This is a genomic window from Anabaena sp. TISTR 8404, from assembly GCF_056847745.1.
The window spans coordinates 4,937,625-4,956,534 of record NZ_CP180578.1 but is presented as its reverse complement, the minus strand read 5'-3'; the positions used below and the strand labels follow the sequence as shown (position 1 = coordinate 4,956,534).

Annotated in this window: 21 protein-coding genes and 1 pseudogene; 21 read left to right on the top strand and 1 reads right to left on the bottom strand. The window is 41.4% G+C overall.

What is annotated here, in order from left to right:
- Positions 1-33: 33 nt before the first annotated feature.
- The 21 genes and pseudogenes from rplO to ACMX3D_RS21325 all read left to right on the top strand — a co-directional run bounded on the left by rplO (position 34) and on the right by ACMX3D_RS21325 (position 18,248).
- A complete protein-coding gene (rplO, locus tag ACMX3D_RS21425; protein ID WP_482747844.1) occupies positions 34-480 on the top strand; it encodes a 50S ribosomal protein L15 in 447 nt (148 codons plus the stop codon).
- 67 nt (positions 481-547) lie between these two features.
- Positions 548-1,861, top strand: a complete 1,314-nt coding sequence (gene secY / locus ACMX3D_RS21420; protein WP_482747843.1) for a preprotein translocase subunit SecY — start codon at positions 548-550, stop codon at positions 1,859-1,861.
- Complete coding sequence (locus tag ACMX3D_RS21415) at positions 1,861-2,415, top strand: adenylate kinase (protein ID WP_482747842.1); 555 nt, start codon at positions 1,861-1,863, stop codon at positions 2,413-2,415. The genes secY and ACMX3D_RS21415 overlap by 1 nt, the downstream gene beginning before the upstream one ends.
- A gap of 202 nt (positions 2,416-2,617) precedes the next feature.
- Complete coding sequence (gene infA, locus ACMX3D_RS21410) at positions 2,618-2,842, top strand: translation initiation factor IF-1 (RefSeq protein WP_006276978.1); 225 nt, start codon at positions 2,618-2,620, stop codon at positions 2,840-2,842.
- A gap of 134 nt (positions 2,843-2,976) precedes the next feature.
- Positions 2,977-3,090: a 50S ribosomal protein L36 gene (gene rpmJ / locus ACMX3D_RS21405; protein WP_015113411.1), complete on the top strand. Its 114-nt coding sequence runs from the start codon at positions 2,977-2,979 to the stop codon at positions 3,088-3,090.
- A gap of 119 nt (positions 3,091-3,209) precedes the next feature.
- Positions 3,210-3,590, top strand: a complete 381-nt coding sequence (rpsM, locus tag ACMX3D_RS21400) for a 30S ribosomal protein S13 (RefSeq protein WP_482747841.1) — start codon at positions 3,210-3,212, stop codon at positions 3,588-3,590.
- 54 nt (positions 3,591-3,644) lie between these two features.
- Entirely contained in the window at positions 3,645-4,040 is a 396-nt protein-coding gene (gene rpsK, locus ACMX3D_RS21395) for a 30S ribosomal protein S11 (RefSeq protein WP_015113409.1), read from the top strand.
- A gap of 318 nt (positions 4,041-4,358) precedes the next feature.
- On the top strand, positions 4,359-5,306 hold the full coding sequence (locus ACMX3D_RS21390; protein ID WP_482747840.1) for a DNA-directed RNA polymerase subunit alpha: 948 nt from the start codon (positions 4,359-4,361) through the stop codon (positions 5,304-5,306).
- Positions 5,307-5,339: 33 nt separating this feature from the next.
- Entirely contained in the window at positions 5,340-5,690 is a 351-nt protein-coding gene (gene rplQ / locus ACMX3D_RS21385) for a 50S ribosomal protein L17 (protein WP_482747839.1), read from the top strand.
- 70 nt (positions 5,691-5,760) lie between these two features.
- Positions 5,761-6,582 (top strand): tRNA pseudouridine(38-40) synthase TruA, encoded by an 822-nt coding sequence (gene truA, locus ACMX3D_RS21380; protein ID WP_482747838.1) that lies wholly within the window; start codon positions 5,761-5,763, stop codon positions 6,580-6,582.
- Positions 6,583-6,674: 92 nt separating this feature from the next.
- Positions 6,675-7,130, top strand: coding sequence for a 50S ribosomal protein L13 (rplM, locus tag ACMX3D_RS21375; protein ID WP_482747837.1), 456 nt, complete (start codon positions 6,675-6,677; stop codon positions 7,128-7,130).
- Entirely contained in the window at positions 7,130-7,546 is a 417-nt protein-coding gene (rpsI, locus tag ACMX3D_RS21370; protein WP_190707360.1) for a 30S ribosomal protein S9, read from the top strand. The genes rplM and rpsI overlap by 1 nt, the downstream gene beginning before the upstream one ends.
- A 115-nt stretch (positions 7,547-7,661) precedes the next feature.
- Entirely contained in the window at positions 7,662-7,901 is a 240-nt protein-coding gene (rpmE, locus tag ACMX3D_RS21365; protein WP_190707364.1) for a 50S ribosomal protein L31, read from the top strand.
- A 96-nt stretch (positions 7,902-7,997) separates the two neighbouring features.
- Entirely contained in the window at positions 7,998-9,098 is a 1,101-nt protein-coding gene (prfA, locus tag ACMX3D_RS21360; RefSeq protein ID WP_482747836.1) for a peptide chain release factor 1, read from the top strand.
- A 159-nt stretch (positions 9,099-9,257) separates the two neighbouring features.
- A pseudogene (locus ACMX3D_RS21355) lies at positions 9,258-11,944 on the top strand (DNA methyltransferase).
- A 165-nt stretch (positions 11,945-12,109) separates the two neighbouring features.
- Positions 12,110-12,610, top strand: coding sequence for a hypothetical protein (locus ACMX3D_RS21350; RefSeq protein ID WP_482747835.1), 501 nt, complete (start codon positions 12,110-12,112; stop codon positions 12,608-12,610).
- A gap of 34 nt (positions 12,611-12,644) precedes the next feature.
- Positions 12,645-13,460: an Rpn family recombination-promoting nuclease/putative transposase gene (locus ACMX3D_RS21345; protein WP_482747834.1), complete on the top strand. Its 816-nt coding sequence runs from the start codon at positions 12,645-12,647 to the stop codon at positions 13,458-13,460.
- 133 nt (positions 13,461-13,593) lie between these two features.
- Positions 13,594-15,288, top strand: coding sequence for an ABC-F family ATP-binding cassette domain-containing protein (locus ACMX3D_RS21340; protein ID WP_482747833.1), 1,695 nt, complete (start codon positions 13,594-13,596; stop codon positions 15,286-15,288).
- A gap of 213 nt (positions 15,289-15,501) precedes the next feature.
- Positions 15,502-17,100 carry a 2,3-bisphosphoglycerate-independent phosphoglycerate mutase gene (gene gpmI, locus ACMX3D_RS21335; RefSeq protein ID WP_482747832.1) on the top strand — a complete coding sequence of 533 codons (1,599 nt, stop codon included), beginning with the start codon at positions 15,502-15,504 and terminating at the stop codon, positions 17,098-17,100.
- Between the two features lie 178 nt (positions 17,101-17,278).
- Positions 17,279-17,512: a preprotein translocase subunit SecG gene (gene secG, locus ACMX3D_RS21330; RefSeq protein WP_482747831.1), complete on the top strand. Its 234-nt coding sequence runs from the start codon at positions 17,279-17,281 to the stop codon at positions 17,510-17,512.
- Positions 17,513-17,522: 10 nt separating this feature from the next.
- Positions 17,523-18,248, top strand: coding sequence for a peptidase (locus ACMX3D_RS21325; RefSeq protein ID WP_482747830.1), 726 nt, complete (start codon positions 17,523-17,525; stop codon positions 18,246-18,248).
- Positions 18,249-18,266: 18 nt separating this feature from the next.
- Here the strand turns inward: ACMX3D_RS21325 and ACMX3D_RS21320 are convergent, their stop codons facing one another.
- Positions 18,267-18,905, bottom strand: a complete 639-nt coding sequence (locus tag ACMX3D_RS21320) for an SMI1/KNR4 family protein (protein WP_482747829.1) — start codon at positions 18,903-18,905, stop codon at positions 18,267-18,269.
- Between the last annotated feature and the right edge of the window lie 5 nt (positions 18,906-18,910).

Genomic DNA, 18,910 nt, shown 5'->3' with positions numbered 1-18,910 from the left:
TACAGAGTTCTTGTAAAAAATAAAAATAACATCATGAGACTCAACGATGTTAAGCCTCAAAAAGGCTCGAAAAAACGCCGTCGCCGTGTAGGTAGAGGTATTTCTGCTGGTCAAGGTGCTAGTGCTGGTCTAGGTATGCGGGGTCAAAAATCTCGCTCTGGTAGCAGTACCAGGCCAGGGTTTGAAGGTGGTCAACAGCCATTGTACCGCCGTATACCCAAGCTGAAAGGCTTTCCACTTGTGAATCGCAAGAGTTACACTACGATAAATGTAGAGAAGTTAGCCTCTCTTCCTGCCAATACAGAAGTAACATTGGAATCCTTAAAAGCAGCTGGGATTTTAACCTCTGCCAAAGGGCCATTGAAAATTTTGGGTAATGGGGAATTGAACGTTGCCCTCAACGTCAAAGCGGCAGCTTTCACAGGCCAAGCTCGTAGCAAAATTGAGGCAGCTGGAGGAAGTTGTGAAGTTTTAGGGTGAAGCCAACCGCGCACTTAAATACCTCAACTCGCTTCCAGTGCCTGGTTCACGACAAAGGTAGCACTCTATGATCAGTCGAGATAAAGCCCCAACGGCTCAAGAAACTTTTATGCAGATGGCACAAGCAGCTGGGCTAAGAGGCAGGCTGCTTGTCACTGTCGGTATTTTAATTTTGGTTCGCCTAGGTATCTTTTTACCTGTACCAGGAATTGATAGAAATAGATTTCACGATGCTATTTCGGGTAGCAATTCCATATTTGGTCTATTGGATATCTTTTCTGGACGTGGACTTTCAACTTTGGGAGTCTTTGCTTTAGGGATTTTGCCCTTTATTAATGCGTCCATTATCATCCAATTGCTGACTGCGGCTATCCCATCTTTAGAAAATTTACAGAAAAACGAAGGCGAAGCAGGAAGGCGTAAAATTTCGCAAATCACACGATACGTGGCTGTAGGCTGGGCAATCGTTCAAAGCGTGGCTTTTTCTGCCTTATTCCTGCAACAATTCGCCTTAACTCCAGGACCGCTATTTGTGGCTGAAACTGCGATCGCTCTTACCGCAGGTTCTATGTTCGTTATGTGGGCATCCGAACTGATCACAGAACGAGGTATTGGTAATGGTGCATCACTGTTGATTTTTGTCAACATTGTCGCTTCGCTACCTAAATCTCTAGGCGACACCATCGACTTAGTACAAGTTGGCGGTAGAGAAATCGTAGGTAGGGTAATTGTACTAGTATTGGTATTCCTGGCAACTATTGTTGGGATTGTGTTTGTGCAAGAAGGTATCCGCCGCATCCCAATCATTTCGGCTCGTCGTCAAGTAGGTAGAAGAGTGCTGGCAGAACAACGGAGCTATCTACCGCTACGTCTCAATTCTGGTGGTGTTATGCCAATTATTTTTGCGGCTGCCATCCTGAGTTTGCCATTGCTAATTGCCAACTTTACGAAGAATCCTGAGTTAGCGAATATCGTCAATACCTATCTCAGTCCTGGTGGTTCTGCGCCTTGGGTATACGCGCTGGTTTACTTAACCTCAATTGTCTTCTTTAGCTACTTCTACTCTTCATTGATTGTTAACCCAGTTGATGTAGCCCAGAACTTGAAGAAAATGGGTTCTAGTATTCCGGGAATTCGCCCAGGTAAAGCTACAAGTGAGTACATTGAGCGGGTAATTAACAGATTAACTTTTTTGGGAGCGATATTTTTAGGCTTGGTTGCGATCATTCCTACCGCCGTGGAAAGTGCTTTGAAAGTACCAACCTTTAAGGGATTAGGTGCTACTTCATTACTAATCCTAGTTGGGGTGGCAATTGATACCGCCAAACAAGTCCAAACTTATGTTATCTCTCAGCGCTATGAAGGAATGGTGAAACAATAGTGACGCGACTAATCTTCTTGGGGCCACCTGGAGCGGGTAAAGGAACTCAAGCTCAAGTTTTGGCAGAACACCTGCACATCCCTCATATTTCCACTGGTGAAATATTGCGGCAAGCAATGAAAGAGCAAACTCCTCTGGGAATTAAAGCTCAAAGTTATGTTGATAGCGGTGAGTTAGTTCCTGATCAGTTGGTGCAAGACTTGGTAGAGGAACGCTTAGGTCAACCAGATGCAAAATCTGGCTGGATTTTAGACGGTTTTCCTCGCAAAGTTACACAAGCAGCTTTTTTAGAAGAATTGCTGGCAAAAACTGCGCAAGGTGGCGAAAGGGTAGTTAACTTAGATGCACCAGATGACGTTGTGATCTCAAGGTTACTGGCTAGAGGACGAAAAGATGATACCGAAGAGGTAATTCGCCGTCGCCTAGAAGTGTATCGCAATGAAACTGCGCCTTTGATTGATTACTACAGTAAGCGCGAAAGGCTGCTGACCGTCAATGGTAATCAATCCCAAGAAGAAGTCACTACTGAATTGAAAAACATTTTAGCTTCCTAGCTAAATACGAAGGGGTAGTAATTGGGAAGTATGGAATTCACGAGTCATTACTCCCAATTCCTAACTCCAATTTGGCAACAGAATGCTGATCAATTTTAGCTAAGATATATTAATAAACTGTTGATATATTTCTCAAATTATGTTCTCTTGCAGATGAAGGCTGCAAGTGAACGGAAAATTGTTGAGTTGAGGAACAAAAAAATTGTCTAAGCAAGATTTGATTGAAATGGAAGGTACGGTTACTGAGTCCTTGCCAAACGCTATGTTTCGCGTAGACTTAGACAACGGTTTTAATGTACTGGCACACATTTCTGGAAAGATTCGCCGCAACTACATCAAAATTTTGCCAGGCGATCGCGTCAAAGTGGAATTAACTCCCTATGACCTGACAAAAGGCCGAATTACCTATAGATTGCGGAAAAAATAAATAAATCCAGAACAAATTAGTTATATGTAGAGGATCATACCATAAAACTAAGTTTTTGGTGATTCTCATTTACTTAACTGCAATATTTTTCTAGAAATGCTATAATTTTATATTTGGAGTCAATTACAAAAGGCATGAAAGTCAGAGCCTCTGTCAAAAAAATTTGTGAAAAGTGTAACGTGATTCGCCGTCGTGGTCGCGTTATGGTGATTTGCTCTAATCCTAAGCACAAACAACGTCAAGGATAACACTCTCAACATTTGGGAGATAACTGCGACTTGGAAAAATCACCACAAAAATTTTGGATGTGGTTTAAAATCCACATCTTAACAACAGAAATTGCGAGAACAACAGGGAGAAATTCATTGTGGCACGTATTGCCGGCGTAGACCTGCCACGCGATAAACGCGTTGAGATTGGTCTAACTTACATTTTTGGAATTGGATTATCTAGGTCGCAGGAAATTCTTGCGGCTACAGGTGTCAATCCCGACACCCGTGTTAAAGACTTAAGTGATGCCGATGTCGCAGCCCTACGTGCAGAAATAGAAAGTAACTATCAAGTAGAAGGTGACTTGCGGCGCTTGGAAGCCATGAATATCAAGCGCTTAGTTGACATTGGTACCTACAGAGGTCGCCGTCACCGGATGGGTTTACCAGTTAGGGGCCAAAGAACTCGTACTAATGCTAGAACCCGTCGTGGAAGAAGGCAGACAGTAGCTGGTAAGAAGAAAGCTCCTGGCAAATAATTGTTCATTGCTTGCTCATCAGAGCAAGTTTTTCTCTAGATTAACTAAACAAATATGGCGAGACAACCAACTAAGAAAACTGGGAGTAAAAAGCAAAAGCGGAACGTACCCAACGGACTTGCTTATATCCAATCTACTTTCAACAATAGCATTGTCACGATCACCGATCAAAATGGCGATGTCATCTCCTGGGCAAGTGCTGGTTCCAGTGGTTTTAAGGGAGCTAAAAAGGGAACTCCCTTTGCTGCCCAAACTGCTGCTGAAAGCGCAGCCCGCAGAGCTATTGACCAAGGAATGCGTCAAATAGAGGTGATGGTCAGTGGCCCTGGTGCAGGTAGAGAAACTGCGATTCGCGCCCTTCAAGGAGCAGGACTGGAAATTACACTCATTCGAGATATCACTCCAATTCCTCACAATGGTTGCCGTCCACCAAAGCGCCGCCGAGTCTAGATACAATCTGTTGGGCAACATCAAAATTCACCTGTGATAGCTCTTAGGACTTATTGGCTTTTAGCTTTTAAGCAGCGTGAATACTCAATAACTTCTGACGGCTTGGACGGTAAAAAGCCAGTTAGCTCTTCCTTGAGGGAGAGCTGCTGTACTTTCCAAAACCCATATTTATGGATAATCGCCCGCAGACTTAATAAGGAGGTCAATTACCGCCATTATGACGTTGGCAATTTGATCAGCCTGAAGAAAGCTTAGGGCAAAAGTAAATTGAATAGGTAATTAATTGTTAGCAGCACCTTAATTAAGGGAGGCTACTCCGTGGCGCAGTTTCAAATCGAATGTGTAGAGTCTAGTACAGAGGAAAGTCGGAGCCATTACAGTAAGTTTGTCTTAGAACCCCTAGAGCGTGGTCAAGGCACAACTGTTGGTAATGCGTTGCGGCGGGTGTTACTTTCCAATTTGGAAGGAACAGCAGTTACCGCAGTGCGAATTGCCGGTGTGACACACGAGTTTGCCACAGTTCCAGGTGTGCGAGAAGACGTATTAGAAATCTTGATGAGAATGAAAGAAGTCATTCTCAAAAGCTATTCTTCTCAACCCCAAATTGGCAGATTACTCGTTACCGGGCCAGCAACAGTAACAGCAGCCCATTTTGATTTGCCAAGTGAAGTTGAAGTCGTTGATCCTACCCAGTATGTCGCTACTCTAGCTGAGGGCGGTAAGCTGGAAATGGAATTTCGTATCGAAAGAGGCAAGGGTTATCGCACCGTAGAACGAGGCCGGGAAGAAGCCACTTCTTTGGACTTTTTGCAAATCGACTCGGTATTTATGCCAGTGCGAAAAGTCAACTACAGTGTCGAAGAAGCCCGTGCGGATGGCTCGATTACAAAAGACAGACTGTTGTTAGAAGTTTGGACAAATGGCAGTGTCTCCCCTCAAGAAGCACTATCCTCAGCGGCAGGTATTCTGGTAGATTTATTCAACCCTCTGAAAGATATTTCTTTAGAACCAACAGATATTGGTTCTGAGGTTCCAGACGACCCAACTGCTCAAATTCCGATCGAAGAATTGCAACTTTCTGTGCGGGCATACAACTGTCTCAAACGCGCACAAGTCAATTCTGTGGCAGACTTATTGGATTTTACCCAAGAAGATCTGTTAGAAATCAAAAACTTTGGTCAAAAATCAGCAGAAGAAGTTGTAGAAGCCCTGCAACGACGTTTGGGCATTACCTTACCGCAGGAAAGAAGCTCCAAACACAGCTAAAGCAAAACCTTTCATAGTTCATAGTCCACTATTATGCGTCACCGTTGTCGGGTTAAAAAACTTGGTAAACCAGCTGACCAGCGTCGCGCTCTGTTGCGTACCTTAACCACTGAGCTAATTCGTCATGGTCGAATTACCACTACTTTGATTAGAGCGAAAGCTCTGCGAAGTGAAGTAGATAAAATGATTACCTTAGCTAAAGACGGCTCCTTAGCATCACGTCGGGCAGCTTTAGGTTATATATACGATAAACAACTGGTTCATGCTTTGTTTGAGCAAGCTCCTACTCGGTATGGTAATCGCAATGGTGGTTACACCCGCATTCTGCATACCGTACCTCGGCGCGGAGATCATGCTGAAATGGCAATTATTGAACTAGTGTAAGTCAATGGTCAATAGTCAATAGTCAAAAGTATTTATACAAATGACGAATGACAAATGACACAAAATCTGTATGTTAGAAACTGACCAGCCTAGACAAACTCAAAGAGTAGCCTTGGTAGTTCAATACCTTGGCACTCATTTTCATGGCTGGCAACGGCAAAAGGGGCAGCGTACAGTCCAAGAAGAAATCGAAACAGCGATCGCTACTATTCTTGGTCATCATGTCACACTGCACGGTGCAGGTCGCACTGATGCTGGTGTTCATGCGGCTGCACAAGTAGCCCACTTTGATGCTACAGGTTTAATTCCGGCTCATAAATGGGCAACAGTTCTCAATAGTTATTTGCCGCAAGACATAATAATAAGGGCTTCAGAACCCGTGAGTAACGCCTGGCACGCTCGTTTTAGTGCAGCGTATCGGCGATACCGCTACACGATATACACTGAAAAACGACCTAATTTGTTCGTTAAGCCCTTCAGTTGGCATTATTATCATGAGCCTCTGGATGAATTATTGATCCAGACTGCCATGAAACCTCTGCTGGGCAAGCACCATTTGGCTGCTTTTCATCGTGCAGGCTCGAAAAGAGCGCATTCTTGGGTAGAGGTACAAGCCGCAGAATGCCAGCGTAACGGGTCATTAATCCATATTGAAATCCAAGCAGATGGATTTTTATATGGCATGGTCAGGCTACTAGTGGGAATGCTAGTACAAGTTGGTACGGGGCAGCGATCGCTTGCTAACTTCACCGAAATTTGGCAAGAAGAACGTCGAGAAGAAGTAAAATACGCCGCGCCTGCTCAAGGTTTGTGCTTGTTGCGTGTCGGCTATCCTGATTTTCCTTTTTCTCCTGATGTTTGGTACGATACCCAGCCAAAATTTAGTTTTTAGTCAATAGTCATTGGTCAATAGTCAAATATTTCTACTATGGACTATGGACTATGGACTTTTGACTCCAAAAAAATGACAAAGGACAAACAACAATGAATAAAACCTACCTTCCCCCTCAAGATTCTCTTGAGCGTGATTGGTACGTAGTAGATGCTACAGACCAACGCCTTGGTCGCCTCGCTACCGAAATTGCTATGATTCTTAGAGGCAAAAAGAAAGCTGAATATACTCCTCACCTAGATACTGGTGACTTTGTAATCGTTGTTAACGCTGAGAAAGTCGCAGTTACAGGTAAAAAACGTACTCAAAAAGTTTATCGTCGCCATTCTGGCCGTCCTGGTGGGATGAAGACCGAAACTTTTGCCAAGCTGCAACAGCGTCTACCAGAACGGATTGTAGAACACGCTGTTAAAGGTATGTTACCTAAAAATAGCTTAGGTAAGCAGTTGTTTACGAAACTGAAAGTTTACGCTGGGCCTACTCATCCCCACGACGCACAGAAACCTAAAGAATTAAAAATTAGTACAATTCCTGGAGCAGAAAGTTAATGGTAGTAGCAGAAGCAAATAGCGGTCGCGCCGTGTACTGGGGTACAGGTCGCCGTAAGTCAGCAGTAGCAAGAGTACGCCTTGTACCTGGTAGCGGTCAATTAACAGTAAATGGCAAATCGGGAGAGTTGTACTTTCAGTTCAATGCGAATTACTTGGGAGTTATCAAAGCACCTCTAGAAACTCTTGGCTTAGAAAGCGAATATGACATTTTAGTCAAAGCTGAAGGTGGCGGCTTAACTGGTCAAGCTGATTCTATCCGTTTGGGTGTTGCTCGTGCTTTGTGCCAATTAGACCCAGAAAATCGCTCTCCTTTGAAGACCGAAGGCTATCTAACCCGCGATCCTAGAGCTAAAGAGCGCAAAAAATATGGTTTGCACAAAGCTCGTAAAGCTCCTCAGTACTCCAAACGATAAGTTACTGGGTCTTGGGTATGGAAAAGTCAAAAGCGTTTACCTTTTGGCTTCCTAGCCTTAATCTCTAACCACATCAAAAAGTTATAATTTATATAGATTCACCACAAAAGGAACAATGGCTAAACCTGATATTCATCCCAAGTGGTATCCAGACGCTAAAGTCTACTGCAACGGTCAAGTTGTCATGACTGTTGGTTCTACCAAACCAGAATTGCACGTAGATGTTTGGTCTGGAAATCACCCTTTTTATACTGGTACTCAAAAGATTATCGATACCGAAGGTCGTGTAGAACGCTTCCTGCGGAAATACGGCAAGTCAAGCGAGCAAGGCTCCGGCGACAAGAAGAAAAAGTAGCGGTTTGGCTCTGCTGTTAACGACGACCCTGCGAATGCTGGGTCGATTGTCATTTTTTGAGCCAAGTTGTTATTTTAAGGAGCGATCGCACTCGTCATGGCTGAAACATACCTGCTGGAAAAACTTAGATCTGTTGAACAAACTTTTAATGAATTGACTCGTCGCTTGGCCGACCCAGATACAGCTAAGAATCCCGATGAGTATCAAAAAATTGCCAAGTCTCGTTCTTCTTTAGAAGAAGTAGTCAATACCTACGAAACTTGGAAAATAGCCCAAGAAGAATTAGTAGGGGCGCGTCAAGTCCTCAAAGAGTCAAATAGCGATCCAGAGTTGCAAGAGATGGCAGCTTTGGAAGTTGATGAATTAGAGCAGAAAGTTGAATATCTAGAAACTCGCTTGAAAGTCTTGCTGCTACCCCGCGATCCCAACGATGATAAGAACATCATGTTGGAAATTCGCGCCGGGACTGGTGGTGATGAAGCGAGTATCTGGGCTGGCGATTTACTGCGGATGTATTCTCGCTACGCTGATACTCAAGGTTGGCGAGTCAAACTAGTGAGCGAGTCACTAGGGGAAATGGGCGGATTTAAAGAGGTAATTTTAGAAATTCAAGGTGACAGCGTTTACAGTAAGCTGAAGTTTGAAGCTGGAGTGCATCGCGTGCAGCGTGTTCCAGCAACGGAAGCTGGTGGACGGGTTCACACCTCAACCGCGACTGTCGCGATTATGCCAGAAGTGGATGATGTGGAAATTCACATTGACCCGAAAGATATTGAAATGACTACGGCGCGTTCTGGCGGTGCTGGTGGGCAGAACGTCAACAAAGTGGAAACAGCCGTTGACTTAATGCACAAACCGACAGGAATACGGATTTTCTGTACAGAAGAACGCAGCCAGTTGCAAAACAAAGAACGGGCGATGCAAATTTTGCGGGCGAAACTGTACGAAATGAAGTTACGCGAACAACAAGAAGCTGTAACTTCCATGCGGCGATCGCAAGTTGGTACAGGATCGCGATCGGAAAAAATTCGCACTTATAACTATAAAGATAACCGCGCGACCGACCACCGCTTAGGTCAGAACTTTTCTCTGAACCCTGTACTTGAAGGTGATTTAGAGATGCTGATTCAATCTTGTATCTCTCAAGATCAGCAGGAACGTTTGGCAGAATTAGCTGCTTCTGGAGCGATGAACTAATCTTTAGTTTGAGAATTAATTTAATTAGAAACCGTCTGGTGTGTTGTTATGTTTAACGCGCAGGCGGTTTTTTAATTTAGCCATATTTTTCACCATTTTTACTGATTAATTCATAACATTGAAATATTTAAAATCACTGAAGTTCATTTGTAATCAAAAATGGTAGCAACACGCGAAAGTTTGGATAAATTTGTCAGTTTTTGCAAACAGCACATTACAGGACAAGAAAAAAAAGAAGCTCAAACATTTTTAGACCGCTTTTTTCGGGCTTTTGGACATGAGGGTGCATTAGAAGCAGGTGCGAGTTACGAGGAAGCAATTAAAAAAGGTAGCAAGAAAGGTAAAACAGGTTTTGCGGATTTAGTTTGGAAACCTCGCGTATTGATTGAAATGAAAAAGCGCGGGGAAAATTTGAGTAAGCATTATTCTCAAGCATTTGATTATTGGACGCGTTTAGTACCACAACGTCCAAAATATGTAATTTTATGTAATTTTGATGAGTTTTGGATTTTTGATTTTGATATTCAATTAGATACACCTGTAGATGCAATTCCTCTAGAGCAGCTACCAGCAAGGGTGGGAGCCTTTGGATTTATGGAATTAGGCGAAAAAATTCCTATTTTCCGTAACAATCAGGTAGAGGTGACAGAACGGGCTGCACGTAGTATGGGAGAGTTGTTATTGGAGCTAGAAAAACGTGGAATTGAGAAGCTAAAAGCACAGCGATTCATTCTGCAATGTGTACTTGCAATGTTTGCAGAAGATAGGCAACTTTTACCCCGTGATATGTTTATTTCTTGTGTTGAAGATTGTATTAAAGGTGCAAGTTCTTATGATGTTTTAGGTGGATTATTTCGAGAAATGAATCAGCTAGGAGTTACACCTGCTGGACGTTATAAAGGAGTTGATTATTTTAATGGTGGTTTATTTTCGCTAATTTATTCTATTGATTTGACAAAAGATGAATTGAATTTATTGGAGTTGTCAGCTAAAGAAAATTGGAGTCAGGTACGTCCAGCAATTTTTGGTAATTTGTTTGAAAGTACGATAGATAAAATAGAGCGTCATGCACGAGGTATTCACTATACCTCAGAAGCGGATATTATGAAAATTGTTCGCCCAACAATTAGCCGTTATTGGGAAGAAAAAATAGAAGCGGCTAATACAATTGGCGAATTGTCTACACTGCAATTAGAATTACAAAGTTATCGCGTACTTGATCCTGCTTGTGGTTCTGGCAATTTTCTTTACATAGCCTATCAGGAACTCAAACGGATTGAAATGTTATTGCTGGATAAGATTTCTCAGCGTCGTAGGTCAGATGATAAACAAATGCAAATAGGATTTGTCACACCATTAAATTTTTTTGGGATGGATACAAATCCTTTTGCGGTGGAATTGGCTAGAGTCACGCTGATGATTGCGCGAAAGATTGCTATTGATAATTTAAATTTAACTGAGCCTGCTTTACCTTTGGATACCTTGGATAACAATATCGTTTGTCAGGATGCGCTATTTAATGAATGGCCAAAAGCTGATGCAATTATTGGTAATCCTCCATTTTTGGGTGGACATCGAATTAGACAAGAATTAGGGGATGATTATGCTGAAAAGATTTTTGAAAAATTTACAGAAGTTAGAAACCAACAAATAGATATAGCTTGCTATTGGTTTCGATTATCTCATTCGCAGCTCAGAGAAAATGGGAGAGCAGGATTAGTAGCTACAAATTCAATTTGCCAAGGTAAAAATAGAGAAGATTCTATAGATTATATTATTGAGAATAATGGATATATTCATGATGCTATATCTACTCAGCCTTGGTCTGGAGAAGCTAGTGTTCATGTTAGTATTATCAACTGGAGTAAAGCAAAAAATCCAAGTTTATATTTAGATAATCGTTTAGTTCTAGCGATCAACTCTTCACTCAAATCTACTGTTGATGTGACTAAAGCAAATTGCATCAAAGTAAATACTGGTTGGTGTCTTCGTGGAGTAGAGCCTAATGGTAAAGGATTTATAATTAATGAAGAGCAAGTAAAAGCTTGGATAAAATCTGATTCTAAAAATCAAGAAATTCTTAACCTATTTTCAATGGGTGAGAATTTAGCTCAGAATCCTCATGGTACTCCAGAACGCTGGATAATTGACTTTGCAAATATGCCTATTGAAGAAGCAAGTAATTATATCTTACCTTTTAGGCATATAGAAACCTGTGTCAAACCAGAACGTTTAAAAAATCGTGAAAGGTCTTAAGAAGAAAATGGTGGGTTTTCAAGCGTACTAATGAAGCAATGAGAACAGCAATTGCTGATTTAAAATTTTACTTTACTGTTCCTAGAGTATCTAAGTGGTCTGTATTTATTCCTGCACCTCTGAATTGGTTAGCAGGTGATAAATCAGTTGTGCTAACCACTGATGATTTTTACGTTTTTGGTATTGTTTCATCAATAGTGCATCGTACTTGGATGAATGCTCAAAAGTCAACTTTAGGTGAAACAACAGCTTATACACCCACAACTTGCTTTGAAAAATTTCCGTTTCCCCAAACACCAGACCCTAAATTAGTTCAACAAATTCGTGCTAAGGCTGAGGAACTTCATCAATACCGCACACAACAAATGCAGTCAAAACAGTGGGGAATTACCACACTTTACAACAAATTTTTTGATGAACCAACTAGCCAGCTTTATAAACTGCATCAGCAGTTAGATAAATTGGTAATGGAAGCTTACGGTTTTAATTCTAATGATGATCTTTTAGAGCAACTACTAACATTAAACATAGAATTAGCAGAAAAAGAGCAGCGAGGTATCAATATTATTGGCCCTTGGTCGCCAGTTTAATAAATTGCCTTAATTAACCTATGTCATTTTATAAAAAGCTAGATCCTCGACTTCTTTAAGAAGTCGGGGATCTAAGTTATGAATTGTTTGTCTCAAATTTTACTACTGGCGAGTCACTATAAATAGTCTTAGAATGGTGAGCATTAAATTTTCATAGGTGCAGCCATGTCTTTGCTACGTAACGAACCTTCAGATTGGCAGTTTGATCCAGATGTAGCTTATATTCCTATTTATCATAAAGGTAATTTAGTCGGTTTCTTTAAGCAAGAATATGCCAATGAAATTACTAAGTTTTTAAATGAAGAAGAAGTTTTAAAAAAAGCTTTGAGAAAAGCCTGTACTGATTTATTAAAAAAGACAGGTGGCGATACTAGTAAGGTTAACCACTTAATACAAAAATATATAAAAATTAGCGAACGTCCTAAGTTTGGGACGAGAGCGATCGCACTTTTACTTCAAGAACGACAAAAAGAACTTGACCTCAACAATCAGGAATTTACTAAATTCTGCGATACCTTTAAAATTTCTCCTACAGAACTAAATAATATTTATACTGGAGAACCAATTGATGATAGTTTGTTAGCACCAATAGCACGAGTATTAGGAATATCTAAAGAGCGTGTACAAGAAGTTAGGGATGGTGCAGAAGCAGAAAAAGAGACATAATTAGCTACAGAAAATTATCTACTAGTACCAATCTGTGAAAACAGACACCATATTTTATCGCTTGTTTCAAGAATTTCCTGACATCTTCTTTGAATTGATTGGGAATTCTCCTGATACTGCAAGTATTTACCAATTTTCGTCAATTGAGATTAAACAAACATCCTTCAGAATTGATGGGGTATTTGTTCCGAATTTTGAAAGTGAGCAGCCAATTTACTTTGTAGAAGTGCAGTTTCAAGCCGATGAAAGAATTTATGCACGCTTGATTGCAGAAATCTGCTTGTACCTGCGGCAAAATCAACCTGCAAATGATTGGAATGCTGTGGTTTTATACCCTAACAGAAGTGTAGACATAGGAGATATCAAGCACTACAGAGAATTCTTTATTAGTCAGCGAGTTAGGCGTATTTATCTTGATGAATTAAGTACCGAAGCATCCCTACCTATTGGCATTGCCACTGTTAAATTAATTGTGACATCTGAAGACACAGCGATCGCAGAGGCCAGAGGACTGCTAGAAAGGGCAAAATTAGAGATAAACTCATCAATCAAACAACAGCAATTATTAGAATTAATAGAGACAATCTTGTTGTACAAGTTTCCCACAATCACTAAAGAGGAGATGGAGGAAATGTTTAACCTCAGTGAATTAAGGAATACCAGATATTTTCAGGATGTTTTTCAGGAAGGCAAACAAGAAGGAAGACAGGAAGGTATAGAAGAAGGTCAACGCCAAGAAAAGTTAAGAATGGTTCCTCGCTTTTTGAAGCTGGGTTTAACTGTAGAACAAGTGGCTGAGGAACTTGGTTTGACTATTGAAGAAGTACAGCAAGCCGCACAAAATTCGTAATTAACTAAAATTAGGAGGTATCTGGTATTCATTACAACTTACTGGGAGGAATTATTGGTTAATTTTTGTTAATATTGGACACGGTGTTGGTACTTCGTCCTTAACCATATATTTCTTACCAGAGAGAAACTCGATGCTGCGACTCGAACATATCAGTAAAATTTATCCTACAGGCGAAGTCCTTAAGGACATCAACTGGGAAGTCAAACCAGGCGATCGCATTGGCTTAGTTGGCGTTAACGGTGCGGGAAAATCTACCCAGTTAAAAATTATCTCTGGGGAAATTGAACCTACCGCCGGCGAAATCATTCGTCCTGCTAGTTTGCATATTGCTTACCTCAATCAAGAGTTTGAAGTCGATCCCACGCGCACTGTTAGAGAAGAATTTTGGACAGTATTTAAGGAAGCAAACGAAGTACAGTTAGCTCTAACGCAAGTGCAACACGATATGCAAACTGCAACACCAGAGGAACTGGATAAACTGATCAACAAGTTAGATCGTTTGCAGCGTCAGTTTGAAGCTTTGGATGGTTACGGTTTAGAAGCACGCATCGGCAAGATTTTACCAGAGATGGGATTTGAGCAAGAAGATGGCGATCGCCTCGTCAGTGCTTTCTCTGGTGGTTGGCAGATGCGGATGAGTTTAGGTAAAATACTGCTGCAAGCACCAGATTTGTTGCTATTAGACGAGCCAACAAACCATTTAGACTTAGAAACTATTGAGTGGCTAGAAAATTACCTGAAAGGCTTAACAACGCCAATGGTAATAGTTTCCCACGACCGAGAATTTTTAGACCGCCTCTGCACTCAAATTGTCGAAACTGAACGTGGAGTTTCTAGTACATACTTAGGTAACTATTCAGCTTACCTGCAACAAAAAGCTGAAAATCAAGTAGCACAACTAAATGCTTACGAACGTCAGCAAAAAGAACTGGAGAAACAGCAAGCCTTTGTTGATAGATTCCGCGCTAGTGCTACCCGCAGTACTCAAGCAAAAAGCCGAGAAAAGCAACTAGACAAAATTGAGCGTATCGAAGCACCCACATCTGGAGTGAGAACCCTGCATTTTCGTTTTCCCCCTGCACCCCGTAGTGGTAGGGAGGTAGTGAAGATTAAAGATTTGACTCATATTTATGATGATAAAATCTTATTTCTGGGTGCAAATTTGCTGATTGAAAGGGGCGATCGCATCGCTTTTTTAGGGCCAAATGGTGCAGGAAAATCTACCTTATTGCGAATAATTACGGGTAGTGAGACACCCACAGAAGGCATTGTTAATTTAGGCGATCATAACGTTATTCCAGGTTACTTTGAGCAAAATCAAGCCGAAGCGTTGGACTTGAAAAAGACAGTTATGGAAACAATTCATGATGAAGTTCCTGACTGGAAAAACGAAGAAGTTCGCACACTGCTTGGCAAATTCTTATTCTCAGGTGACACTGTATTTAAATCTGTTGAATCTTTAAGCGGTGGAGAAAAAGCGCGTTTAGCATTGGCAAAAATGCTATTGCGTCCAGCGAATTTACTGATTTTAGATGAGCCAACTAACCATTTAGATATTCCAGCAAAAGAAATGTTGGAAGAAGCACTGCAAAACTATGATGGGACGGCAATTGTAGTTTCTCACGACCGCTATTTTATTTCTCAGGTAGCAAACAAAATTGTTGAAATTCGAGACGGTGAGTTTCGAGTTTATTTAGGAGATTACCATTACTACCTAGAAAAAATTGCCGAGGAAAAAGAACAAGCAAAATTAGCTGCTATAGCTGCGGAAAAAGCTGCTAAGAAAGCCGCCAAAGCAGCGAAAGCTTCTGCCAAGAAAAAATAAAATATCAAGTTAGTAGTAGCACCTCTGCTTAACTACTAACTAATCAACCCGCTTGAGATATCACAAAATATATTCAAAAGCTACGAAAAGTAAAAAAAGTCTAAAAAATCTGTCAATAATTCATAAAATAAGTTAATAAGCAGAAATTCACTTGCACCTGTGGTTAGCAGTGGTATCATTCGGGTATTACAAAAAGTAAAGGGCGATTTTACTATGACCAAAGCACCTGTTGCTCCTGTGGTGCTAGTCATTTTAGACGGATGGGGCTACTGCGAGGAGACGCGAGGAAACGCTATTGTTGCGGCTAAAACGCCGATAATGGACAGCTTGTGGGCGGCGTACCCGCATACCCTCATCCGCACATCAGGAAAAGCCGTAGGCTTGCCAGAGGGTCAAATGGGTAACTCAGAAGTTGGTCATTTGAATATTGGCGCTGGGCGAGTTGTACCACAAGAACTTGTACGCATCTCGGATGCTGTAGAAGATGGTTCAATCCTCAGTAACCCTGCACTGGTCAAAATTTGCCAGGAAGTTCGCTCTAGGAATGGCAAGCTGCACTTAGTGGGTCTTTGTTCTGATGGAGGGGTACACTCGCATATTACCCACCTGTTCGGACTAATTGACTTAGCCAAGGATCAGCTAATTTCAGAGGTTTGTATCCACGCGATTACTGATGGTCGTGATACTTCCCCTAGCGAAGGTATAAAAGCGATCCAGCAAATTCAAGATTACATTGACTCTGTTGGGATTGGGCGCATCGCTACTATTAGTGGTCGCTACTACGCGATGGATCGCGATCGCCGTTGGGATCGAGTTAAGCGGGCTTACGATATCATGACCCAAGATGGTGCAGGCGATGGACGAACAGCCGCACAAGTCTTGCAAGCATCTTACGCCGAAGGGGTGACAGACGAGTTTATTAACCCAGTCCGCATTGCTCCTGGCGCAGTTGAACCAGGAGATGGGGTAATATTTTTTAACTTCCGACCTGACCGTGCTAGACAGCTGACTCAAGCCTTCGTCAGTCCCGAATTTACAGGCTTTGAACGACAGCAAATTCAGCCATTATCTTTTGTTACATTTACCCAGTACGATCCAGACTTACCAGTGACGGTAGCTTTTGAGCCGCAGAATTTGACTAATATTCTCGGTGAAGTCATTGCTAATCATGGACTGAAGCAGTTCCGTACTGCGGAAACAGAAAAATACGCTCACGTTACTTACTTCTTTAACGGCGGTTTAGAAGAACCCTTTGCTGGCGAAGACCGAGAACTAGTTAGCAGTCCGATGGTAGCGACTTATGACAAAGCCCCAACTATGTCAGCCGCTGCCGTTACGGATGTAGCGATCGCTGCCATTCAAAAAGGCATATACTCCTTAGTAGTAATTAACTACGCTAACCCAGACATGGTAGGGCATACTGGTCAAATGCCAGCTACCATCACGGCGATTGAAGAAGTTGATCGTTGTGTGGGTCGTCTCCTCGAAAGCATCATCAAAGCAGGCGGGACAACAATTATTACCGCCGATCACGGCAACGCTGAGTATATGCTAGATGAAGAGGGTAATTCTTGGACGGCTCATACTACCAATCCAGTACCCTTGATTTTGGTGGAAGGAGAAAAAGCTAAAATTCCTGGACATGGTACAAATGTCGAACTGCGTAGCGATGGCAAGTTAGCCGACATTGCGCCTACCATTCTGGATATTTTACAGCTACCTCAACCAGAAGAAATGACCGGGCGATCGCTAGTTAAACCAGTAGAGTTTGACTTAAAGCGGAATCGTACCCCTACGCCAATTGGTCTGTAAAAAGTGCTGAGTTGAAAGTGCTGAGTGCTGAGTATTTTTTGCTTTACTCAGCACTCAGTCCTCACTACGGATTATGCTAAGAATCTTAGGAGTTAAAAGTTAAAAGTAATAAAATAGAGTTTTTGAAGCCTTAACTTCCGACATCTGTTTTCAAACCGTTATAAATGAGATTGCTAACATGACAGTTACAAATATCGTACAAATTGTTTGGGCATTAGCCGCCCTTGGAGTCATTGTTTTAGTATTACTGCACAGTCCCAAAGGTGATGGTATTGGTGCTATTGGCGGGCAAGCCCAATTATTTAGCAGCACCAAAAGTGCAGAAAACACATTAAACCGAGTTACTTGGGCTTTGACAGTAATTTTTCTTGGTTTGACAGTGGTATTAAGTGCAGGCTGGCTACCTAAATAAGGATAGGGAAATGGGGAAAATTACCCTACACCCGATACTGAATATTAGAAAATTGCTAACAGCCCTTGTCTTAACTATAAGCACAGGGCTGTTAATTATTTTGGCTAACTTACCCTCTAACGCCATCTCTCTACCTTCCCCCAAGCCTCATCCCCTACCATCTACACTGACTCAATGGAAGGATAATACAAACATTGGTGATTACTTTTCCCAAGTTGAAACAACCGAAGTAGGTTATTTAATTTGGTCAAAATTTCCGGTGCAAGTTTATGTAGAACAGCCGAAAGCTATTAGTAATCAACAAGCTGAAGTATGGGTTAAAAGCGTTTTGCAGGCTGTACAGGAATGGAGTGTTTACTTACCTTTAACAGTAGTAGAAAAGCCAGAGATTGCTGATATTAAAATTGAGCGAAAAGCACCACCATTACAATTATCACCAGATAAAAAAATCCTGCGTGCGCGTTCTGCTTTAACCACCTATAAGTTGTATACCAGCAACAATGTTTTATTACACCGTTTTACTATTCTCTTGAGTCCTAGTCAGACAGGTAATTATGTCGTTGCTGCTGCACGTCATGAACTAGGCCACGCCTTGGGAATTTGGGGACATAGCCCATCACAAACTGATACTTTATACTTTTCCCAAGTTCGCAACCCAGCGACTATTTCACCCAGAGATGTGAATACTTTGAAGCGGGTTTATCAACAGCCAACGAGTTTGGGGTGGAATTTATAAAATATTGAATAAAAATATTTAATATAAACCCAAGTCAGGTCTATTTTTGATTTCTGCATTGTATTTACACAAAAAATAATCTGACCTAACTCTATCTTCTTCTAAAAATCCATGAGAATTAACATAGTAAGCACCATTTTCGTAACAATCTGCAATTATTAACATTAAATTTGTCAAACTTGTGTAGCAGATTACGGAGTCATCACCAGTATGGACTACCCAAACTTGAGAATTATTATTCTTTTTTTCATCAGCAACTACAAAGAAAAATGAATCATCTCTACTAAAAAGAATCAGGCTATTACGTGGACTCATTAAAAGACTTTCGTCTAGCTCATACTTTACAGTTTTATGGTAAAAATCCAAAGATTCTTCTAAAGAGTAGAAGACTGAAAATGGAAAGAAACCATGACCATGTAAAGTGCCATTACGCCATTGATAAAGTTCTTTTACTTCACTTGGGAGTTTAAAAGGTAAATCTTTGGTTAGTTCTTGAACTTGTTCATTTGTCAATCCTGGATAAGGAAATGAAGCAACTGACGGACAGTTAGCTTGCAGCCACACCAAAATTCTTTCTAGAGCTTCTGTAAGCGGTGACATAAGATACCATGTTGGAACAATATTCACTAATTTGAATAGTATTCCGACAACAGCCATTGTAG